This is a genomic window from Bradyrhizobium sp. I1.14.4, assembly GCF_050435825.1.
In the GTDB taxonomy this organism is placed as follows: domain Bacteria; phylum Pseudomonadota; class Alphaproteobacteria; order Rhizobiales; family Xanthobacteraceae; genus Bradyrhizobium.
In genome coordinates, this window is record NZ_JBNDLA010000012.1 from 97,376 (window position 1) to 118,072 (window position 20,697).

General features: G+C 64.8%; 18 protein-coding genes. 14 read left to right on the forward strand and 4 right to left on the reverse strand.

The features are described 5' to 3' along the window. Positions 1-36: 36 nt before the first annotated feature. Entirely contained in the window at positions 37-1,371 is a 1,335-nt protein-coding gene (locus ABIB78_RS23615) for an MFS transporter (RefSeq protein ID WP_429028993.1), read from the forward strand. Positions 1,372-1,518: 147 nt separating this feature from the next. Here ABIB78_RS23615 and ABIB78_RS23620 read toward each other — a convergent pair whose 3' ends face one another. The 4 genes from ABIB78_RS23620 to ABIB78_RS23635 all read right to left on the reverse strand — a co-directional run bounded on the left by ABIB78_RS23620 (position 1,519) and on the right by ABIB78_RS23635 (position 5,575). After that, complete coding sequence (locus tag ABIB78_RS23620) at positions 1,519-2,151, reverse strand: aspartate/glutamate racemase family protein (RefSeq protein ID WP_429028994.1); 633 nt, start codon at positions 2,149-2,151, stop codon at positions 1,519-1,521. Between the two features lie 92 nt (positions 2,152-2,243). Further along, positions 2,244-3,254: an amino acid ABC transporter substrate-binding protein gene (locus ABIB78_RS23625; RefSeq protein ID WP_429028995.1), complete on the reverse strand. Its 1,011-nt coding sequence runs from the start codon at positions 3,252-3,254 to the stop codon at positions 2,244-2,246. 84 nt (positions 3,255-3,338) lie between these two features. Then, positions 3,339-4,694, reverse strand: a complete 1,356-nt coding sequence (locus ABIB78_RS23630; RefSeq protein WP_429028996.1) for an aspartate aminotransferase family protein — start codon at positions 4,692-4,694, stop codon at positions 3,339-3,341. 5 nt (positions 4,695-4,699) lie between these two features. Next, positions 4,700-5,575 (reverse strand): MurR/RpiR family transcriptional regulator, encoded by an 876-nt coding sequence (locus ABIB78_RS23635; RefSeq protein WP_429028997.1) that lies wholly within the window; start codon positions 5,573-5,575, stop codon positions 4,700-4,702. A 108-nt stretch (positions 5,576-5,683) separates the two neighbouring features. Between ABIB78_RS23635 and ABIB78_RS23640 the strand changes: the two genes are divergently transcribed. From ABIB78_RS23640 to pncA, 13 genes are all read left to right on the forward strand, one after another. Further along, a complete protein-coding gene (locus ABIB78_RS23640) occupies positions 5,684-6,871 on the forward strand; it encodes an amino acid ABC transporter permease (protein ID WP_429028998.1) in 1,188 nt (395 codons plus the stop codon). A gap of 1 nt (position 6,872) precedes the next feature. Beyond that, positions 6,873-7,994, forward strand: a complete 1,122-nt coding sequence (locus ABIB78_RS23645; protein WP_429028999.1) for an amino acid ABC transporter permease — start codon at positions 6,873-6,875, stop codon at positions 7,992-7,994. A 183-nt stretch (positions 7,995-8,177) separates the two neighbouring features. Then, complete coding sequence (locus tag ABIB78_RS23650) at positions 8,178-8,972, forward strand: FadR/GntR family transcriptional regulator (RefSeq protein ID WP_429029000.1); 795 nt, start codon at positions 8,178-8,180, stop codon at positions 8,970-8,972. Between the two features lie 44 nt (positions 8,973-9,016). Then, the gene (locus ABIB78_RS23655; RefSeq protein ID WP_429029001.1) at positions 9,017-10,435 is read left to right on the forward strand and encodes an amidase family protein; all 1,419 of its coding nucleotides are present in this window, start codon (positions 9,017-9,019) and stop codon (positions 10,433-10,435) included. 48 nt (positions 10,436-10,483) lie between these two features. Further along, complete coding sequence (locus ABIB78_RS23660) at positions 10,484-11,929, forward strand: amidase family protein (RefSeq protein WP_429029002.1); 1,446 nt, start codon at positions 10,484-10,486, stop codon at positions 11,927-11,929. A 231-nt stretch (positions 11,930-12,160) separates the two neighbouring features. Further along, positions 12,161-13,375, forward strand: a complete 1,215-nt coding sequence (locus ABIB78_RS23665) for an ABC transporter substrate-binding protein (RefSeq protein WP_429029003.1) — start codon at positions 12,161-12,163, stop codon at positions 13,373-13,375. A gap of 884 nt (positions 13,376-14,259) precedes the next feature. After that, positions 14,260-15,012 (forward strand): 2-amino-5-chloromuconate deaminase CnbZ, encoded by a 753-nt coding sequence (cnbZ, locus tag ABIB78_RS23670; protein ID WP_429029004.1) that lies wholly within the window; start codon positions 14,260-14,262, stop codon positions 15,010-15,012. A 123-nt stretch (positions 15,013-15,135) separates the two neighbouring features. Beyond that, positions 15,136-16,728, forward strand: coding sequence for an NAD(P)/FAD-dependent oxidoreductase (locus tag ABIB78_RS23675; protein ID WP_429029005.1), 1,593 nt, complete (start codon positions 15,136-15,138; stop codon positions 16,726-16,728). Positions 16,729-16,730: 2 nt separating this feature from the next. After that, positions 16,731-17,135 (forward strand): c-type cytochrome, encoded by a 405-nt coding sequence (locus ABIB78_RS23680; RefSeq protein ID WP_429029006.1) that lies wholly within the window; start codon positions 16,731-16,733, stop codon positions 17,133-17,135. Positions 17,136-17,161: 26 nt separating this feature from the next. Further along, positions 17,162-17,662, forward strand: coding sequence for a Rid family hydrolase (locus tag ABIB78_RS23685; RefSeq protein ID WP_429029007.1), 501 nt, complete (start codon positions 17,162-17,164; stop codon positions 17,660-17,662). A 117-nt stretch (positions 17,663-17,779) separates the two neighbouring features. Next, a complete protein-coding gene (locus tag ABIB78_RS23690) occupies positions 17,780-19,201 on the forward strand; it encodes a M20/M25/M40 family metallo-hydrolase (protein WP_429029008.1) in 1,422 nt (473 codons plus the stop codon). Beyond that, entirely contained in the window at positions 19,201-20,019 is an 819-nt protein-coding gene (locus ABIB78_RS23695) for an aspartate dehydrogenase (RefSeq protein ID WP_429029009.1), read from the forward strand. The genes ABIB78_RS23690 and ABIB78_RS23695 overlap by 1 nt, the downstream gene beginning before the upstream one ends. Continuing rightward, a complete protein-coding gene (pncA, locus tag ABIB78_RS23700; RefSeq protein WP_429029010.1) occupies positions 20,019-20,639 on the forward strand; it encodes a bifunctional nicotinamidase/pyrazinamidase in 621 nt (206 codons plus the stop codon). Before ABIB78_RS23695 ends, pncA begins: the two co-directional genes overlap by 1 nt. Positions 20,640-20,697: the final 58 nt, after the last annotated feature.

The window sequence follows — 20,697 nt, forward strand, 5'->3', positions numbered from 1 at the left end:
CAAGAACGAGTTCAAGAACGGGTTTGGGGAGGCGACATGTCCATCGAAATATCCGCGCGCTCGCGCGGCGCTGAACTGTCTGATGAGGAGCGCAAGGTCCTCACCGCGACGCTCGTCGGCACCACGATCGAGTGGTACGACTTCTTCGTCTACGCGCAGGCGGCGGGCCTGGTGTTCGGCGCGCTGTTCTTCGCGCCGATGAACGCGAACAATCCGCTGCTGGCGCAGATCGTCGCGTTCGCGACGCTCGGCCTCTCCTTCCTGTTCCGTCCGCTCGGCGCTATCGTCTGCGGCGATCTCGGCGATCGCTTCGGGCGCAAGAACATGCTAGTCGTGACGCTGCTGTTGATGGGCGCGGCCACGGCGCTGGTCGGCCTGCTGCCGACCTACGCGCAGATCGGCGCCTGGGCTCCGGCACTCCTTATCCTTCTCCGCATCCTGCAGGGCTTCTCGGCCGGTGGCGAGTGGGGCGGCGCGGCGCTGATGTCGGTTGAATCTGCGCCCGTCGACAAGCGCAGCTTCTTCGGCTCGTTCCCGCAGATCGGCACGCCGCTCGGCATGATCCTGGCAACCGGCGTGTTGTGGGTGCTGACCGCGACGCTCGGCAAGCAGGCGATGATCGAATGGGGCTGGCGCATTCCGTTTCTGCTCTCGATCCTCCTGATCGCCGTCGGCATCGTGATCCGGCGCACCGTCGAGGAATCGCCGGTGTTCCTGGCGATGCAGCGGCGGCACAAGGAATCCTCCGCGCCGCTGCGGGAATTGATGCGCAATCACAGCAAGGAGATCCTGCGCACCGCGTTGATCTTCATGGCCAACAACGCGGCCGGATACATCCTGATCGCGTTCATCATCAGCTACGGCACCAACACGCTGAAGATGCCGTCGGAACAGCTGCTGCTGATCGGCACGCTGGCGGCGGTGAGTTGGTTCATCTTCACGCTGCTGGGCGGCATCCTCGGCGACAGAATAGGCCGCGTGCGCTGCTTCCAGATCGGCTACACCCTGATGGTGCTGTGGGCGGTGCCGATGTGGTTCCTGATCGACAGCAAGAATCTGCTGCTGTTCTTCGTCAGCGCGGTCGGCCTCACCATCGCGCTCGGCCTGTCCTATGGACCGCAGGCGGCGCTCTATGCCGAGCTGTTTCCGGCCAAGGTGCGCTATTCCGGCGTCTCGATCGGCTACGCGCTCGGCGCCATCTTCGGCGGCGCATTCGCGCCGATGATCGCGCAATGGATCATCGGCACCTATGGCCAGTCCTGGCGCGTCGGCGTCTATATCGCGGTGCTGTCCTTGATCTCGCTGATCACGGTGTCGACGATCAGGGATCCGCAGGGCGTCGATCTCAACGTGAATGACGCTGGCGGGTAGGATCAGTAGGGCGGGATTCGCATCTCCGTCATCGCGAGGAGCTCGCGACAAAATTGCGAGGCAATTTTGCGCTGAAGCGACGAAGCAAGCCATGGTGCAGCATATGCTGCGCGATGGATTGCTTCGCTTCGCTGGCAATGACGGGGCTCACGCCCCCAGCATCGCCTTCAGCTTCTTGACCGCGCTGTCGGGCGTCGTCAGCACTGGCCGCCCGGTGACTTCGGCGACGCGCTCAGCCGCCGGCGCCATGCTGTACTGGGCAAGCGCGATCAGGTCGCAGTCGCGCAAATCCCTGGCTGCCTCGACCACGATGCGATCGTGCTCGGCGCGGTCGCCGCGATCGAGCGCCGCCAGCGCGCCCTCGGCGAGTTTCGGCACCAGCGTGACCTGCGATGGAAACTCCGGCGGCATCGAGACCAGCGTCGGCGGGAAGGTTGAGAGCAGGCCGATCCGTTGTCCCTTCGCGACCGCCTGCTCGATCATCGCCTCGTTCGGCTTCAGCACCGGCATCGGCGCGTGCTCGCGCGCCACCGCCTCGATGCAGGGCCCAAACGCCGAGCAGGTGAAGAGAATGCCGTTGGCGCCGGTGCTTGCCGCATAGCGGCCCATGGTGAGGAAGCGCTCGGTCATGCGCTCGGTGAGATTGCCGTCGCGCGCGAGGTCGGCCGACAGGCTGTCGTCGAGCAGATTCATCAGCCGCGCCTCCGGCCAATGGCGTGCGAACGACGCCTCGATCGGCACGATCGAGTGCTTCAAAGCGTGAATGAGGGTGATGCGCATTTTGGGCTGCTTGTTCTCCCTCTCCCCGCTCTTCGCGGGGAGAGGGAGGGGGTGAGGGGCTCTCTCCCCGCAAGCGGGGTGAAGTCAAGTCGTTATTTGAACGGGATCGCGTACATCAACCCGCCCTTGCTCCAGGTGGCATTGAGGCCGCGCTCGAGCTTCAGCGGGCTTGCCTTGCCGACATTGCGCTCGAAGATTTCGCCGTAATTGCCGCCGGCCTTGATCGCCGCGACCAGCCATTTGTTGTCGAGGCCGAGCCGCGAGCCGAGATCGCCGGACGTGCCAAGCAGGCGCTGGATCGCCGGGACCTGCGACTTCGCCATCTCGTCGGCATTTGCCTGGGTGACGCCGAGCTCTTCGGCCTCGACTAGGCCGTAATGCAGCCAGGTGATGATGTCGCTCCAGACCTCGTCGCCGTTGCGGGTGAACGGGCCGAGCGGCTCCTTGCTGATGGTCTGCGGCAGCACGACGTAGTCGTCGGCCTTCGGGGCGGCGGTGGCGACCGCGCCGGCGAGCGCTGAGGCGTCCTGGGTCATGGCATCGCAGCGGCCGCCGAAGAAGGTCTGGTACATGGTGTCGGGGCGATCGAACACCAAAGGCTTCCAGTCGATGCCGTTGGCGCGGCCGTAATCGCCGAGCGTCACCTCATGCGTAGTGCCCTGCGCGACGCAGACGGTGGCGCCTTTGAGATCCTTCAGCTCCTTCACGCCGAGGTCCTTCTTCACCACAAAACCCTGGCCGTCGTAGAAGTTGATCGGGCCCTGCCGCAGCCCAAGCGTGGTGCCGCGCAGAAACGTCTGCGTCGAGTTGCGGTAGAGCACGTCGATCTCGCCCGACTGCAGCGCGGTGAAGCGGTTCTGCGCGGTCAATGCGACGTAGCGCACCTTGGTGGGATCGCCGAGCACGCCGGCGGCGAGCGCGCGGCAATAGTCGACGTCGAGGCCCTTGAAGTTGCCTTGCGAGTCCGGCGCCGAGAAGCCGGCAAAGCCGGTAGAAACGCCGCACACCAGCGTGCCGCGCTGCTTGATGGTGTCGAGCGTCGCCGCGCTTGAACCCGCGATGCTCGCGGCGAGAACGGTTGCAGTGATCAATCCCCTGTACATATTACTCCTCCCTCCTGTTTGAGCATGATCCATGCGCAAACGCTTCGCGTTTGTCGCGGGAAAACCGGTACCCACTTTTCCGGATCATGCTCCGTGACCAACATCCTTCAACGCGCTGTCTACGGCAGCGCCCAGTCGTTCGACGATCATGTCGATGTCGCCGGAAGTTGCGATATAGGGCGGGGCGAGCAGCACGTGGTCGCCGCGCTGGCCGTCGGCGGTGCCGCCCGACGGATAGCAGCCGAGGCCGCCGGCAAAGGCCGCGGACTTGATCCGCTGATGCAGCTTCAGCTTCGGATCGAACGGCTGGCGTTTGCTGCGGTCTGCGACGAGCTCGATCCCCCAGAACAGGCCGCGGCCCCTGATGTCGCCGACATGGCGGTGATTGCCGAAGCGCTCGGTGAGCCGCTGTTCGAGCTGCCGGCCCCGTTCCTTGACCCGGTCGAGCAGCTGTTCCTCGCTGATCGTCTTCTGCACCTCGAGCGCGGCGGCGCAGGCGAGCGGATGCGCCATGTAGGTGTGGCCGTGTTGGAACGCGCCGGAGCCGTTGCGCACCGTGTCGACAATCGTGCTGCTCGCAAGCATCGCACCGATCGGCTGATAGCCGCCGCCGAGACCCTTGGCGACCGCCTGGATGTCGGGCGAGATGCCTTCCTGCTCCCACGCATGCAGCGTGCCGGTGCGGCCCATGCCGCACATGACTTCGTCGAGGATCAGCAGCGCGCCGTGGCGGTTGCAGATCTCGCGCATCGTCTTGAAGTAGCCCTCCGGCGCCGGCACGCAGCCGGCGGTGGCGCCGACCACGGGCTCGGCGATGAAGGCCGCGATCGTATCGGGGCCGAGCCGCTGGAATTCGGCCTCGAGCTCGGCGGCGAGGCGCGCCACGAAGCCGGCCTCCGATTCATCGCCGCGCTTCTCGTGATAGGCAAACGCGGGAGTGACATGGCTGAACGCGGGTGACAGCAGCGGTGCGTAGGGCTCGCGGCGCCAGGCGTTGCCGCCGGCCGACAGCGCGCCCAGCGTGTTGCCGTGATAGCTCTGGCGGCGCGCGATGAAGCGGGCGCGCTTCGGCTCGCCGCGCTCGATGAAATATTGCCGCGCCAGCTTGATCGAAGCCTCGATCGCTTCCGATCCGCCGCTGACGAAATAGACGTAGCCGAGGCCGCCGGGCTCGTGACCGACAAGCCGCTCGGCGAGCTCTTCCGCGGGCTCGGAGGAGAAGAAGCCGGTATGGGCATAAGCGAGCTTTGAAGCCTGCTTGGCAATCGCAGCCAAGATACGCGGGTGCTGATGGCCGAGGCAGGAGACGGCGGCGCCGCCGGAGGAATCGAGAATGCGGCGGCCGTCCTCCGCGATCAGCCAGACGCCGTCGCCGCCGATTGCCTTCGGCGGGGTCTCGCGCAGGCTTCGATGCATCACGCGGCTCTTGCTGGCGGCCATGACACTCATCCTTTCCAAACAAAATATTGCGACATCTCGGCAAGCCGGCCCTCGGTCTCCTCCAGCCTGCGCTTGGCGCTCGCGCCGCCCAGCGTGAAGCTGACGGCGGCGAGCGACTGCGCCACCGCGATCGCGCCGGTGAGGCTCGGGAAGAAGCCGGGAGAGGAGGCGGCCTCGAACAGCAGCCGATGATCGGCGCCCTCGGCCATCGGCGCTGCAACAGTATCGGCGATCGCGATCAGCGTGGCGCGCGCCTGATGCGCCGCACGCGCCGTCTCGACGCTGACCAAGGTGTAGGGCGCAAAGCCGATCACGACCACGGCGTCATCGGCGCGGAAGGCGCCGTGGTCGAGATCAAACGGGCCGGAACCGCCGACCAGCTGCACGGCGTCGGGACGGAACAGGCGGAGCTGGTAGGTCAAGAGTTCCGCGACGCTGCGGCAGCTGCGAAAGCCGGATATCCAGATCCGGTTGGCCGAATGCAGTGCACGCGCGGCTTCCGCAATCGCGCTCGCGGAAATGCGCGCAAGGCCTGCAGCCTCAGCCTCCAGCTTGTCGTGCACCAGTTTGACATCGGCATTCGGCCCGCCGCGGCGGCTCTTGGCGCGGCCGGAGAACGGCGAGCCCTGCGCCGGCCGTCGCGCCTCGGTGAGCGCGGCGCGCAATCCATCCCAGCCGGAATAGCCGAGCGCCTTGGCAAGACGGGTAAAGGACGCGGGATCGGCGCCGGCGACGGAAGCGAGATCGCGCATCGAGCGGGTGGTGGCGTCGTAGTCATTGGCGGCAACGAACCGGCCGACCTCCTGCAACCGCATCGGCAGCGACGGCAGTGCGCTGCACAATTCGTTCAGGGGCGATGGTTTCGACTGAACCTGGGCCATGAAACATATGTTGCATAGATATCAATTTGGTGCAACATATGAAGTGCGCATCCTCGAATATACTCTTGCGCATGGCAGAAGATCGCTTCTCACTGGGATCCTTGTGCTGTGACGACATCGACGCCGAAACGCCCTCCCGCCCGGCCCTGGCGGCTTTCGCTCAGCGATCCCCGCGTCGCCGGCCTGTTCTGGCAGATCCTGGTGGTCGGGATTGCGGTCGCCATCGTCGCATGGCTGTGGTCGAACGCGATCCATAATCTCTCGGTGCGGCGCATCTCGACCGGCTTCGCCTTCCTCGGCCGTGAAGCCGGCATGCCGATCGCGGATTCCTGGATCGACTACACGCCGAAGAACAATTATTTGCGCGCCTTCATCGTCGGCATCGTCAACACGCTGCGCGTCGCGGTGATCGGCATCGTGCTGGCGACCGTGATCGGCACGTTGGTCGGCATCGCGCGGCTGTCGTCGAACTGGCTCTTGGCGCGGCTCGCCGCCGTCTATGTCGAGGTGCTGCGCGACCTGCCGCTGCTGCTTCAGCTTCTGTTCTGGTACGTGCTGATGCAGGGCCTGCCGGCGGCGCGCCAGGCGTGGAAGCCGGTCGAGGGCGTCTATCTTTCCAATCGCGGCCTGATATTGCCGTCGGTGCCGCTGAATGAGGCCAATTGGTGGACGATCCTCGCGTTGGTCGCAGGCGTGATCGTCTTCACCATCGTCAGGCGCCGCCTGGTCGCTCAGCAGATGCTCGACGGCAAGGCGCGGCCGGCCTGGCCTTACGCGCTGGGTCTCGTCGTCGCGCTGCCTGCGCTGGTGTCGTGGCTGTTGGGCGCGAGCTGGAGCATCATGCTGCCTGAACTGCGCGGCTTCAATTTCGTCGGCGGGCTGACCTTGGCGCCGGAATATTTCGCGCTGCTGATCGCACTCGTCACCTATACCTCGGCATTCATCGCCGAGATCGTGCGCAGCGGCATCGAGGCGGTGCCGCGCGGACAGTCGGACGCCGCCAAGGCGCTCGGGCTGAAGCGCAGCTTCGTGCTGCAGCACATCGTGCTGCCGCAGGCGCTGCGCGTCATCATCCCGCCGATGACCAGCCAGTATCTGAACCTGACCAAGAACTCCTCGCTCGCGGTCGCGGTCGGCTACCAGGACATCGTCTCGATCGCCAACACCACGCTGAACCAGACCGGGCAGGCGATCGAGTCGATCGCGCTGATCATGATGGTGTTCCTCACCATCAGCCTCGGCATCAGCCTGTTCATGAACTGGTACAATGCGCGGATCGCGCTGGTGGAGCGCTGAGATGAGCTCGGTCGCCCACCTTCCGCAGGATCCGCTTCCGATCGGCCGGCGCCGCACGCAGCGCTCGCTGGGCGGCCGGATCGTGGCCTGGCTGCGCGCCAATCTGTTCGCCTCTGTTCCGTCGAGCATCATGACGCTGCTGCTGCTGTTCGTGCTCGGCAAGGCGTGCATCGGTCTCTGGCAGTGGGGCATCGCAAACGCGGTCTGGATCGTCTCCGGCAATGACACCAGCGCCTGCCGCGCGCTGCGCGGCGTCGGCGCCTGCTGGGCCGTTGTCCCCGAGAAGTACCGCTTCATCCTGTTCGGCACCTATCCGTTCAGCGAGCAGTGGCGGCCGGCGCTCGCGGTTCTGATCTTCATCGCGCTGTTCGTGGTCTCGAGCCGCCGCAGCTTCTGGCGCAAGGAGCTGTTCCTGCTGTGGGCCGCCGCATTGATCGCGATCGGATGCCTGATGTGGGGCGGCTTCCTCGGCATGTCCTTTGTCACGCAGGACCGCTGGGGCGGGCTACCGGTGACGCTGATTCTTGCGACCTTCGGGCTTGCCTTCGGGTTTCCGCTCGGAATCCTGGTCGCGCTCGGCCGCCGCTCGAAACTGCCGGCGATCCGTTCGCTCTGCGTGCTCTATGTCGAGCTGATCCGGGGCGTACCGCTCATCAGCTTGCTGTTCATGGCGAGCGTGATGTTCCCGCTGTTCATGCCCGACGGCGTCAACATCGACAAACTGCTGCGCGCGCAGATCGCCTTCATCCTCTATGCCGGCGCCTATCTCGCCGAAGTCGTGCGCGGCGGCCTGCAGGCGGTGCCGCGCGGACAGTATGAGGCGGCCGACGCACTCGGTCTGTCGTACTGGGAAAAGAACGCCCTGATCGTGCTGCCGCAGGCGATCCGCCACGTGATCCCGCCGCTGGTCAACACCTTCATCGCCTTCTTCAAGGACACCAGCCTGGTCCTGATCATCGGCATCTTCGACCTGCTCACGACCGCCAAGACCGCGATCGTCGATCCGGCCTGGCAATCCTTCAGCGTCGAGGTCTATGTGTTCGTCGGCGTGATCTACTTCGTGTTCTGCTTTGCGATGTCGCGCTACAGCCGCAGCCTCGAGGCGCAGCGCACGTCCGGCTGAGCGATCCATTCTCCCGCTAACAGAACTCCCAGTACAATCGTTCGTCATGCCCGGGCCTGTCCCGGGCATCCACGTCTTGGTTTCTTGATCAAGAGAGACGTGGATGGCCGGGACGAGCCCGGCCATGACGAGTGGGTCCATAAGCCCTTGCCAAGCCGCCGCGGTCTTATTTATGATCATAAAATGGATAAATCGGCTCTCCCGTCCCTCGACTCCTCACGCCGCGCCTCCATCAAGCGCAAGCGCTCGGATGCCGTCGCCGATCTGATCCGCAGCCACATCTTCCAGGCGGGACTAAAGCCCAACGACCGACTGCCACAGGAGGGCGAGCTGATCGAGATGTTCGGATGCAGCCGCTCGACCATCCGCGAGGCGCTCAAGTCATTGGAAGTGCAGGGGCTGGTGCAGAACACCACTGGTCCCGGCGGCGGCGCGCGGGTGGCGCCGGTGTCGATCAACCGGATCGTCGGCCTGCTCAGCAACTATTTCTATTTCCAGTCGGTCAGCACCGCGCAGATCTACCAGATCCGCCGGCTAATCGAGCCGGAGCTCGCCTTCAGCGTGGTCGGCCACCTCACAGCGGAGCATTTCACAGCCCTCGACAAGGCGATCGCGGTCCAGGAGCACCATCCCGGCGGCGTCGCGGACTGGGAGCACCACCGCCATGCCGAGATCGATTTCCACGACATCCTGATCGATGCCTGTCCCAATCCGCTGCTCGGCCTGGTCGCCCGCTTCATCAACGAGGCGATCCGCCATTTGATCGGCAGGCTGGGCGTGCAGGAATTCCCGTCGAGCTTCACCTGCGACAGCATCGAGTTTCACAAGCGTCTGATGGCGGCGTTCCGCACCGGCAATGCCACACGCGCCCGGCGCGTGATGCTCGACCATGTGCTCAGCGCCGAAGCGGTGGTCGTTCCCCCGGAAGACCGGCGCATGGACCAGCCCGTCTTTTACGAACCGCTGCGGCTCGATTGAACCGTATCGGCTGACTGCCGCATCACGTGTTGGAGGAAATAACAATGGTCACGCCGCGCGAGAACGAATTATGGAGCTGGTCGGCCGTCGATCTGGCGCGCGCGATCGCGACGCGCGCGATTTCGAGCCGGGAAGCCGTGCAGTCCAGCCTCTATCGCATCGCGCAAGTCAATCCGGCATTGAACGCCATTGTCGAGGTGCTCGCGGATGAGGCGCTGGCCGCGGCGGACACGGCCGATGCCGCGGTGAAATCAGGCGCGGAGCTTGGCGCCCTGCATGGCGTGCCTGTCACGATCAAGGTCAACGTCGACCAGCGCGGCCACGCCACCACCAACGGCGTCGTCGCGTTCCGCGACGTCATCGCCACCGAGGACAGCCCGGTGGTGGCGAATTTTCGCAAGGCGGGCGCCGTCATTGTCGGTCGCACCAACACGCCGGCCTTCTCGCACCGCTGGTTCACCAACAACGACCTGCACGGCGCGACCACCAATCCGTGGAGCCGTCGGTTGACGCCGGGCGGCTCCAGCGGGGGCGCCGCATCGGCCGTCGCCTCCGGCATGGGCGCGATCGCGCATGGCAATGATTTTGGCGGCTCGATTCGCTATCCGGCTTACGCCTGCGGCGTCGCCGGTCTGCGTCCGACCCCGGGGCGAATTCCGTCGTTCAATCCGTCGGCAACGAGCGATCGTCCGATCACCGCACAGATGATGTCCGTGCAGGGCCCGCTCGCCCGCTCGGTCGCCGACTTGCGCACTGGCCTTGCCGCGATGGCGCAGGCGGATGCGCGCGACGGCACATGGCTGCCGGTGCCCCTGCAAGGCCCGCCACTGCAGCGTCCGGTCGGTGTTGCGATCGCGCCGTCACCGTTCGGCGACGAGGCGCCGGAGGTGAGCGCGGCGGTGCGCGCTGCCGGACGCTGGCTCGCGGAGGCCGGCTTTGCGGTGGAGGAAACCTTGCCGCCACGGCTCGCCGAGGCCGCGGATCTCTGGCATCGCCTTGTCATCAATGAGGAGCGGCGCGTGCTGGCGCCGATGATCCGCAAGTTCGGCGACGACAGGAGCCGCTACAATCTGGAATGCCATATCGCCTACGCGCCCGAGCTCGACGGCGATCAGGTGCTTGCCTGCTTTGAGCAGCGGCTGGCGATCGTGCGGGCCTGGCAGCTGTTCGGGGAACGCTACCCCATCATCATCCTGCCGGTCTCGGCGCAACTGCCGTTTCGCTTCGATCAGGATCAGGAAGACGAAACGGTGGTGCGCGCGCTGCTCGACGCGCAGCGGCCGCTGCTCGCGGTCCCCGCGCTCGGTTTTCCGTCGGTCGTGGTGCCGACGGGCACCGCCGGCGGCGTGCCGATCGGCGTGCAGGTGATTGCCGGCCGTTTCCGGGAGGATGTCTGTCTTGCGGCGGCCGAGGTGATCGAAGCGCGCGCATCGACGCTGACGCCTATCGATCCGCAGGACTGAACGGCGGAGGCGCGCGTCTCTGACACCAACAAGGAAGCATTGAACATCATGGGAGAAGAACACGTGACGAATGCACCGATCTGGCAATGGTCCGCCGTCGAGACGGCCGCGGCGATCAGGAACAACGAAGTGACGTCGGAGCAGGTGGTTCGCGCCCACCTCGACCGCATGCACGAAGCCAACCCGGCGCTCAACGCCGTCGTCGTCGACCTCGGCGCCGTGGCGATGAAAGCAGCGAAGGCTGCCGACGAGGCGCTGGCGGCGAGCAAGCGCCAGGGCGGCGTCGTCGGGCCGCTGCACGGTGTGCCGGTGACGATCAAGATCAATATCGACGTCAAGGGCCAGGCCAATTCGAATGGCGTGGCCGCCTTCAAAGACAACATCGCGCCGGGCGACTCACCGGTGACGGCCAATCTCAAGAAGGCCGGCGCCGTCATCATCGGCCTGACCAACACCCCGGAATTCTCGCTGCGCGGCTTCACCGACAACCCGCTGCACGGCCTGACGCGCAATCCGTGGAACGCGGACGTGACCTGCGGCGGCTCCTCGGGCGGCGCCGGCGCGTCGATCGCGGCCGGCATCGGCACCATCGCACATGGCAACGACATCGGCGGCTCGTTGCGCTGGCCGGCCCATTGCAACGGCATCGTCACCATCAAGCCGACCCAGGGCCGCATTCCGGCGTTCAATCCCAGCGCCACGGCAGAACGGCCACTGATGGCGCAGTTCATGTCCTCGCAGGGACCGCTGGCGCGCCACGTCGCCGACGTCCGCCTCGGCCTCGAAGTGATGGCGCAGCGCGACCCGCGCGATCCCTGGTACGTGCCGGCGCCACTGATGGGGCCGGAGCCTGCGGCGCCGGTCAAGGTCGCGCTCGCAAGGATCCCCGAGGACATGGCGACCGATCGCGGCGTGATCGCACTGCAGCGCAAGGCGGCCGATCATCTGGCCGATGCGGGCTACGCGGTCAGCGAAGTCGAGGTGCCCGATCTCAACAAGGTCTGGCAGCTCTGGTGCGACCTGATCATGACCGAGACCCGTGTCCTGCAGCAGGACCAGATGCTGGCAACGACCAGCGCCGACTTCCAGAAGACGTTCCGCGGCTTCATCGCGCTGGCCAACCAGCTCGATCAGGCCGGCTACATGAAGGCGATCGCCGAGCGCTCGCGCCACATCAGGAACTGGATGATGTTCCTCGAACAGTACCCGTTGGTGTTGATGCCGACCACTGTGCGCAAGACGCCGGAGGTCAATGCCGATCTCGGCGGCGATCAGCGCGTCAAGGACTTGTTCTGGAACGACCTGCGCTTCATTTCGTCGATTAACGTGTTGGGTCTGCCGGCGGCCGTGGTGCCGGTTGGCCTGCATGAGGGATTGCCGGTCGGAGTCCAGATCGTCGGCTCGCGCTACCGCGAGGACATGTGTCTCGATGCCGCCGAGGCGATCGAGCGCAAGGCCGGCATTCTGGCAAGACAATTGTGGGAGCGTCGCTGAGGCGATCTCGCGCCATTTCGTGTTCCAATCATATGACCCAAGGCACGCCGCGGCGACACCTCGTCGCGGCGTTCGCATGATCGGCGATGCACGTCTGTCGACGCACCGGCCGTGTTCCTCCTCCCGGAATTTCCGCGCGGAATCGCAGAGCGCCATGCCGGCGATGGGGTTGTCGGTGATCCCTGATTGCTTCAGGAGATCGTCCGAAACGTCCAAACCCTTGGGAAAGAAATGCCCATTACCAAACATATCCTGGTCGCAATTGCTGCCGTGTGTCTCTCATTTGCTCCCGGCGTCGCCCGAGCGGAGGATGGTGTCCTGCGTGTAGGCGTCATCACCGACATGAGCGGGCAATATTCCGATGGCAATGGCCCGGGGTCGGTGATCGCGGCACAAATGGCCGCGGAGGAGATCGGCGGCACGGTCGCCGGACGCAAGATCGAGATCATCTCCGCCGATCACCAGAACAAGCCCGACGTGGCGACCGGCATCGTGCGCAACTGGATCGACAACAAGGGTGTCGACGTGATCGCCGAAGGCGTCAATTCCGCGGTGGCGCTGGCGATCCAGACGGTGACGCGTGAGCGCAAGAAGCTGTTTCTGATCTCCGGCTCCGGTTCGTCGGACCTCACCGGCAAGCAATGTTCGCCGACCAGCGTGCAGTGGACTTATGACACCTATGCCTCCTCGAATGCGACGGCGAAGGCCGTGGTTGCGCGCGGTGGCACGCCCTGGTTCTTCCTCACGGCGGATTATGCGTTCGGACAGGCCCTGGAGCGCGATGCGAGCAAGGCCGTGACATCAGCCGGCGGCAAGGTGCTGGGCGCGGTCCGCCATCCCTTCGACACCGCCGATTTTTCGTCCTTCCTGCTGCAGGCCCAGTCTTCCGGCGCCAAGATCCTGGCGCTTGCCAATGCCGGCTCCGACTTCCGCAACGCGGTGTCTCAGGCCGACGAGTTCAACATCCGCGCAAGCCTGCAGATCGTCGCGCTGCAGGTGACGCTCACTGATGTGCCTGCGCTCGGCTTGGCGCATGCGCACGATCTGCTGTTCACCGATTCCTTCTATTGGGATCGCACGCCCGAGACGCGTGTCTTCGCCCAGGAATTCTTCAAGCGGCATGGCGCGATGCCGACGGCCTACCAGGCAGGCGTCAATTCGGCGCTCAGGCACTACTTCAAGGCGGTCGCCGCGACCAACTCGGTCGATTCAGAGACCGCGATCGCGCAGATGCGGAAGACTCCGGTCAATGATTTCTTCGCCCAGAACGGCGTCGTGCGAGAGGATGGCCGGATGGTGCATGACATGTATCTCATGCGCATCAAGAAGCCGGAAGAGTCCAAGAGCAAGTGGGATCTCTACGAGTATCTCGCCACGGTGCCGGGCGACCAGGCCTTCCGTCCGCTGGATGAAGGCGGCTGCCCCTACGTCGCCAAGGCGCATTAGGGCTCGAGCTGATCGAGGCCGGCGTTCCGGTGCGGTAATTGTGGACGCGGCGGTCGATCCCTTAAAGGGGGCGTCGCGCGTATCGCTCGTTAGGTGAGCGCGCAGCTCAGGCCCCCTCCCTCGCAAGGAGGGAACTCTTCTGCCGGTGCGTCCTTTACGCGCGCGTGCCACTGAGTTGCCCGACGTGGCAAGCCTTCGCAGCAAAAATATTTCGCTTTATCAGAAGCGCAACTCAGTGCTATAGATGGCCTCGTCTCACCCGATCGAGGGGCGCTGCGCATCGTCACGGTGTTGCGGTGAGATGCGGTGGACGCCGATTGCGCAACTGACGAGTGCGCGTGAAGCGGACGGTGAAGTCGTGTGGTCCTGACGCCCTAGTGGTAGGTGTCTCCCCGCAAAACGCGAAAGCGTTTTTGCGGGGACGGTGACAAGCAAGCCCAGTCTCGCCGGGGAGAGCACGAAGTAAGCCGTAACCCATCGCGCAGGGAAAGCCGGATTGCTCCGGTTACACCTGTGGTCCTACCTCCGGTGCTTTTTGTTGCACCGGACCCATGGGTGCGATCGGCACCCGGCTTTCCCTGCGCCCTCTGCAAGAGGAGAGGGCGAAACGTAAGGCAAGACTCGGACAAATCATGTCGCGAGAATGCGAACGTATGATCCAAAGGTGGCTCAACACACTCGGCGTCGTCCTGGCGAAAGCCCGGACCCGTCACCCCAAATCTCAAGGGTTGTGCGACGCTGGGGCCGCGATCCCGTTCATCATCGAATGCGGTGGTTATGGGTCCTGGCTTTCGCCAGGACGACAGTGGTGATGACATCGCGCTGTTCCCGAGTATCCTCCATCACGAGACATCACCGCAACGACGCATCCATCAAGAGGCACCATGACCAGCACCATCGAGGCTCGTGACGGCGGCTACCGCTTCGTGCCCGGCGTCAGTCAGTATTCCTGCGGCATTGGCGCGCTGCCCGGCTTTGCCATCGAGCGTGTCAGGTTCTCTGAACCGGTGCCGCTAAGCGCGGGTTTTGCAAGGATTGCCGATATCATTGGGGATGCCGGCCGGCCGCTGACGGCGTTCGGGGCCTGCGAGCTGCGCTCGCCGGCTCCGTTCACCGAGGACGGGTTCAAGGCCTTCAACGAGATCTACGTCAAGACACTGATCGCCTGGGGCGTGATGCGCGACGGCGTCAATCCGGTGGCGCGCAGCAACGTTTGTCCGAAGCTCGATCCGCCGGGTGAGCCGAGCTTCCACGCCTTCGCCTACACGGTGCCGGCTGCGAAGGACGCACCGGCCAGCTTTGTCGTGGCCGGCAGCGGCGAATCGGTCGAGGGCAAGGCCAATTATCGCGATCATACTGTCGCGCCCGGCGATACCAGCCCCGCCGGCATCCTGGCGAAGGCGAAATTCGTGCTTGGCGAGATGGAGCGCCGGATGAGCGCGTTCGGCGGCTCCTGGCGGGACACCACCGCGGTTCAGCTCTATACGGTGCATGATGCCTATCCGGTGCTCGAAAGCGAGTTCGGCCGCCGTGGCGTGCTTCGCAACGGCTTGACCTGGCATTTCGACCGGCCGCCGGTGGTTGGACTCGATTACGAGATGGATTGCAGGCGTGTGCATCGCGAGCGCGTGGTGTGATGTACCGGTCGCGCGACGCATCAAAAGCGCGTGTGGGTGGATGTGGAAGCGTGTGCCTTTCTTGACACGGATCGCGTCAACCGTTTCCCTTCGCCATCGACGTCAGCGGCTGGGTGAACGCGGGTGCAGAACGAATCTGTGATCAGGCGGCGGGATCTGCTCGCGCTGATCGGGACCATCGCCGGCAGTTCGGCGATGTATCACGCGATGACGAGCCTCGGCTTCGCATCGGAATCCGCCTACAAGGGGCCGCTCAGGCTCGCGGGCAACGTGAAGGGCGCCTCGGTGCTGATTCTCGGCGCCGGGCTTGCGGGCATGACGGCGGCGCTGGAGTTGCGCAAGGCCGGCTACAAGGTTCAGATCCTCGAATTCAACAGCCGCGCAGGCGGTCGCAACTGGTCGATCCGCGGCGGCGACAGTTTTACGGAACTCGGCGGCTTCAAGCAGACCTGCCAGTTCGAGCAGGGGCTTTATCTCAATCCAGGCCCGTGGCGAATTCCCTACCATCACCGCGCGTTGCTCGATTACTGCCGCCGGCTCAATGTGGCACTGGAACCCTTCATCCAGCTCAACCACAATGCCTATCTGCACGCAACGCGTGCATTCGACGGCAAGCCGCAACGCTTTCGCAGCATCAAGGCGGATTTCCAGGGCGGAGTGTCGGAGCTGCTCGCGAAAGTCACCCAACAAGGCAAGCTCGACGAGACCGTCAGCAAGGAAGATCAGGAGATCCTGCTGCAGGCGCTGCGCGACTGGGGCGCGCTGGATCGCGACTACAAATACAACGCCAATCTCCGCTCCGCCGATGTCCGTGGCTATGCGCACGATCCCGGCGGCGGCTTGATGCCGGATCCGCTGCCCAGTGATCCGATCTCGCTCCAGGAGATCCTGCGGTCGCGGATGTGGCGCTATGTGCAGAGCTTTGCGCACTACGATTTCCAGACCACGATGTTCCAGCCGGTCGGCGGCATGGACATGATCGGCAAGGCGTTCGCGCGCGAGGTCGGTGATCTCATCCGTTACAACGCCAAGGTGACGCAAATCCAGCAGAACAGTTCCGGCGTCACCGTGAGCTATGTCGACACCGCCAGTCCGTCCATGGTGCAGCAGGCGACCGCCGATTGGTGCATCTGCACCATCCCGCTGCCGATTCTGAGCCAGCTGCCGCTCGATGTCGGCGCGCCGATGAAGAGTGCGATCGATTCCTTGCCCTACGCCGCCTCGGTGAAAATCGGGCTGCAGTTCAAGCGGCGGTTCTGGGAGGAGGATGAAGCGATCTATGGCGGCATCAGCTACACCGACCTGCCGATTCGGGAGATCGCCTATCCGAACTATGGCTTCAACCGCAGCGGCCGCGGCATTTTGCTCGGCGCCTATCTGTACGAGGGTGCCAATTCCTTCGAGTTCACCGCGATGACGCCGGCGGAGCGGGTCGCCAGCGCGGTCGATTTCGGCGCCATGATCCATCCGCAGTACAAGCGCGAATTCGAGAACGGCGTCGCGGTGGCCTGGCATCGCGTGCCGTTCACGCTCGGCTGCGCCGGCGAATGGACGGAAGCCGGGCGGGCGCAGCACTACCGCAACCTCTGCCAGATCGACGGCCGTATCGCGCTGGCGGGCGAGCACGCTTCGCAGTTGCCGGCCTGGCAGGAGGGCGCAATCCTGTCCGCGCTTGACGCCATTACCCGATTGCACGAACGCGTGGTGAAGACGTGATGATGCGGACAGGAACATCGGTGATCGCTGCGCTGGCGCTGTTGTCCGCGTCTGCGGCCCTTGGGCAGGACAGTGGGGCGGGCAAGCGCACCTTCTCTTCGGGCTATCGCTTCGTGGAGATGACCGGCGAGGAACTGTTCGCCAATGTCTGCCAGGGCTGCCACATGCCGGATGCGACGGGCGCGAGCGGCGCCGGCACCTATCCCTCGCTTGCCGGCAACAAGACCCTCGAATCCGGCAGCTATCCGATCTACCTCGTCGTCAACGGCCGTCGCGGCATGCCGGCATTCGGCGACATGATGACCGATGGTCAGGTCGCCGCCGTTGTGAATTATCTGCGGACGCACTTCGGCAACAACTATCAGGACGCGGTGACGACCAAGGACGTCCAGGACGCCCGCCGTTGACCGCGCTACATTCTGGGGAGAGTTTGATGAAGTTCACCGCTATCGTGTTGGGTGCCGCGCTGTCGGCGATGGCGACCGCTGCCTCCGCGGACGTGGTCAGGCATCCGATTCCCAACTCGACATTCCCGATCGCGCAGGCCGTGACGGTCACCGGCAATACCACAACGGTCTATGTCAGCGGCCAGGTGCCGCCGGTCGTCAACAAGGACGCCGATCCATCGAGCCCGCAGGCCTATGGCGATACCAAGACCCAGACCGTCGGCGTGCTCAATCGCATCAAGGGCATCCTGGAAGGCCAGGGGCTGGGCATGGGCGATGTCGTCAAGATGCAGGTGTTTTTGGTGCACAACGCATCCGCGCCGATGGACTTCAAGGCCTTTATGGAGGGCTACACCCAGTTCTTCGGCGGCAGCCAGCCGAACCTGCCGGCACGCTCGGTGGTTGGCGTCGCGGCACTCGCCAATCCCGGCTTCCAGGTCGAGATCGAGGTGATCGCAGCCAAGGATTCGAATAAGGACTCCAAATAGCGTGCGCGAAACTGCGGGGCATGCGCGCGGTAATTGAAGGGCTCGCCGTCTTGCCAAAGCGCGTGTCGCCTGTCTGAATTCATCTCCAATCAGGTGGTGGAATTCTGGGAGAGCACGATGTCGCACAAGGCCCGAAACATGGTTCGATCGCTGCGGCTCGCGGCGGCGCTCGCTCCGGTGCTGCTGGCAACCGGTGCTGCCGCGCAGGGACTGACCGAGCAGCAGCAATTTGCCCGCGGCATCTACCAGGAACTGGTCGAGATCAACACGACCACCGCGACCGGCGATACCCAGAAGGCGGCGCAGGCGATGGGCGCGCGGCTCCGCGCGGCGGGCTTCCCCGAGGGTGACGTGCACGTGTTCTCGCCGGCGCCGCACAAGGGCAATCTGGTGGCGCGGCTGCACGGCTCCGGCGCGCGCAAGCCGATCCTGCTGGTTGCCCATATCGACGTCGTGCCGGCCAACCGCGAGGACTGGACGGTCGATCCGTTCAAGCTCACCGAGCAGGACGGCTATTTCTACGGCCGCGGCTCAAGCGACGACAAATACATGGCGTCGGCCTTCATCACCAATTTGATCCGGTACAAGAAGGAGGGCTACAAGCCGGACCGCGACATCATCGTCGCCCTTGAGACCGACGAGGAGATCCTCGATGCCAACGGTCTCGGCATGCAGTGGCTGATCAAGAACCACCGCGACCTGATCGATGCGGAGTTTGCGCTCAACGAAGGCGGCGGCGTCGGCCTGAAGAACGGCAAGGCGATCCGCAACAGCGTGCAGACCAGCGAGAAGGTCTCGGTCGGCTATCAGCTCACGGTGAAGGATCGCGGCGGCCACTCATCGTTGCCGCGCAAGGACAACGCGATCTACCACCTCGCCGAAGGCCTTGTCCGGCTCTCCAACTACAGCTTCCCGATGAATCTCAACGAGACGACGCGGATCTATTTCACCAAGACCGCCGAGACCGAGAGCCAGGAGAATGGCGACGACATCAGGGCAATCCTGGCGTCGCAGCCTGATCCGGCGGCCTTGGCGCGACTGTCGGACAAGCCCGGCTACAACGCGCAGCTCCGCACCACTTGCGTCGCGACCATGCTGGAGGGCGGCCACGCCATCAACGCGTTGCCGCAGCTGGCGACCGCCAAGGTGAATTGCAGAATCCTGCCCGGCGAGCCGGTCGACGGTGTCCAGGCAGCGATCGAACGCGTGCTCGCCGACAAGCAGATCGAGGTGACCCCGACCGGCAAGGCCGTGCTGAGCCCGCCGTCGCCCCTGAACGAAGAGATCATGGGCTCGATCGAGAAGCTGTCGAAGGAATTCTGGCCGGATGCGGCGATTGTCCCTGTCATGAGCACCGGCGCGACCGACGGCAGCTATCTGCGCAATGCCGGGATTCCGACCTATGGCCATTCCGGGCTCGGTGCCGATGTCGATGACAACCGGAACCATGGCAAGGACGAGCGCGTGCTTGTAAAATCATTCTACGAAGGCGAGGAATATCTCTATCGTCTGGTCAAGATGCTCGCCGGCGGGAAATGATGGCTGACAGCAAGGCAAAGACACGGGTTGCAGTCGCCGGCCTCGGCGCGATCGGCACCGACGTTGTCAAGGCGCTCGATCAGGGCATCGACGGCCTGACGCTGGTTGCTCTGTCGGCGAACAGTCCGGACAAGCACCGCGGCTGGGTCGAAGGTCTCAAGTCTGCGCCGAAGCTGGTGCCGGTCGAGCAGCTTGCCGAGATCGCCGACATCGTGGTCGAGTGCGCGCCGAGCAAGGTGGTCCGCTCGATCGTGGCGCCGGTGGTCGAGCGCGGCAAGACTGCCGTGGTGCTCAGCGTCGGCGCGCTATTGCAGAACGAGGACCTCGTCGACCTCGCCAGGGCGCATGGCGGTCAGATCATCGTGCCGACCGGCGCGCTGATCGGGCTCGATGCCGTGACTGCCGCGGCCATCGGGATCATTCATTCGGTGAGGCTGGTGACACGGAAGCCGGTTGCGGGCCTCGTCGGCGCGCCGCATCTGGTCGAGAGCAACATCCGGATCGAAGGGATTACCGAACCGCTGCGCATCTTCGAGGGCAGCGCGCGCGACGCGGCCAGGGGCTTTCCGGCCAATCTCAACGTCGCGGTGGCGCTGTCGCTCGCCGGCATCGGCCCCGATCGCACCTGGGTCGAGATCTGGGCCGATCCGACGGTGACGCGCAACACCCATCGGATCGAGGTCGATTCGGATTCCGCGCGGTTCTCGATGATGATCGAGAACATTCCCTCCGAGAACCCGAAGACCGGCCGCATCACAGCGCTGTCGGTGATCGCCTGCCTGCGCAAGCTGCGCGCGTCGTTGCGGATCGGGACGTGATGAAAATCCGGCCCGACGATCTGCTGCTGATCATCGACGTGCAGAACGATTTCTGCCCCGGCGGCGCGCTGGCGGTTGCCGATGGCGATGCCGTCGTGCCGATGGTCAACCGGCTGGCAGCGCGCTTCGACCACGTCGTGCTGACCCAGGACTGGCACCCGGCCGGCCATGGTTCATTTGCGAGCTCGCATCCGGGCGCAGCACCGTTTTCCTCGCTCACGATGCCCTATGGGCCGCAGACGCTGTGGCCGGATCATTGCATCCAGGGCACGGCCGGCGCCGCGTTTCATCCCGACCTCGCAACTGACCGGGCCGAGCTCGTGATCCGCAAGGGGTTCCGCGAGACGATCGATTCTTATTCGGCGTTCTTCGAGAACGACCGCAGGACACCGACCGGGCTCGCCGGCTATCTGCGCGAGCGCGGCCTCAAGCGGGTCGTGATGGCGGGGCTCGCCACGGATTTTTGCGTGCAGTATTCGGCGCTCGATGCGCGGCGGCTCGGCTTCGAGACCACGGTCGTGCTGTCGGGCTGCCGTGCCATCGATCTTGGCGGCTCGCTTGCTTCCGCCACCGCGGCGATGCGCGCGGCCGGCGTCACGCTGGTTGAGGAGATCGCCTGAACGTGGTCGGGCAGGGGCAAAAACCATTGTTTTGACTGGCCTTTTGTTCTAATCCCGA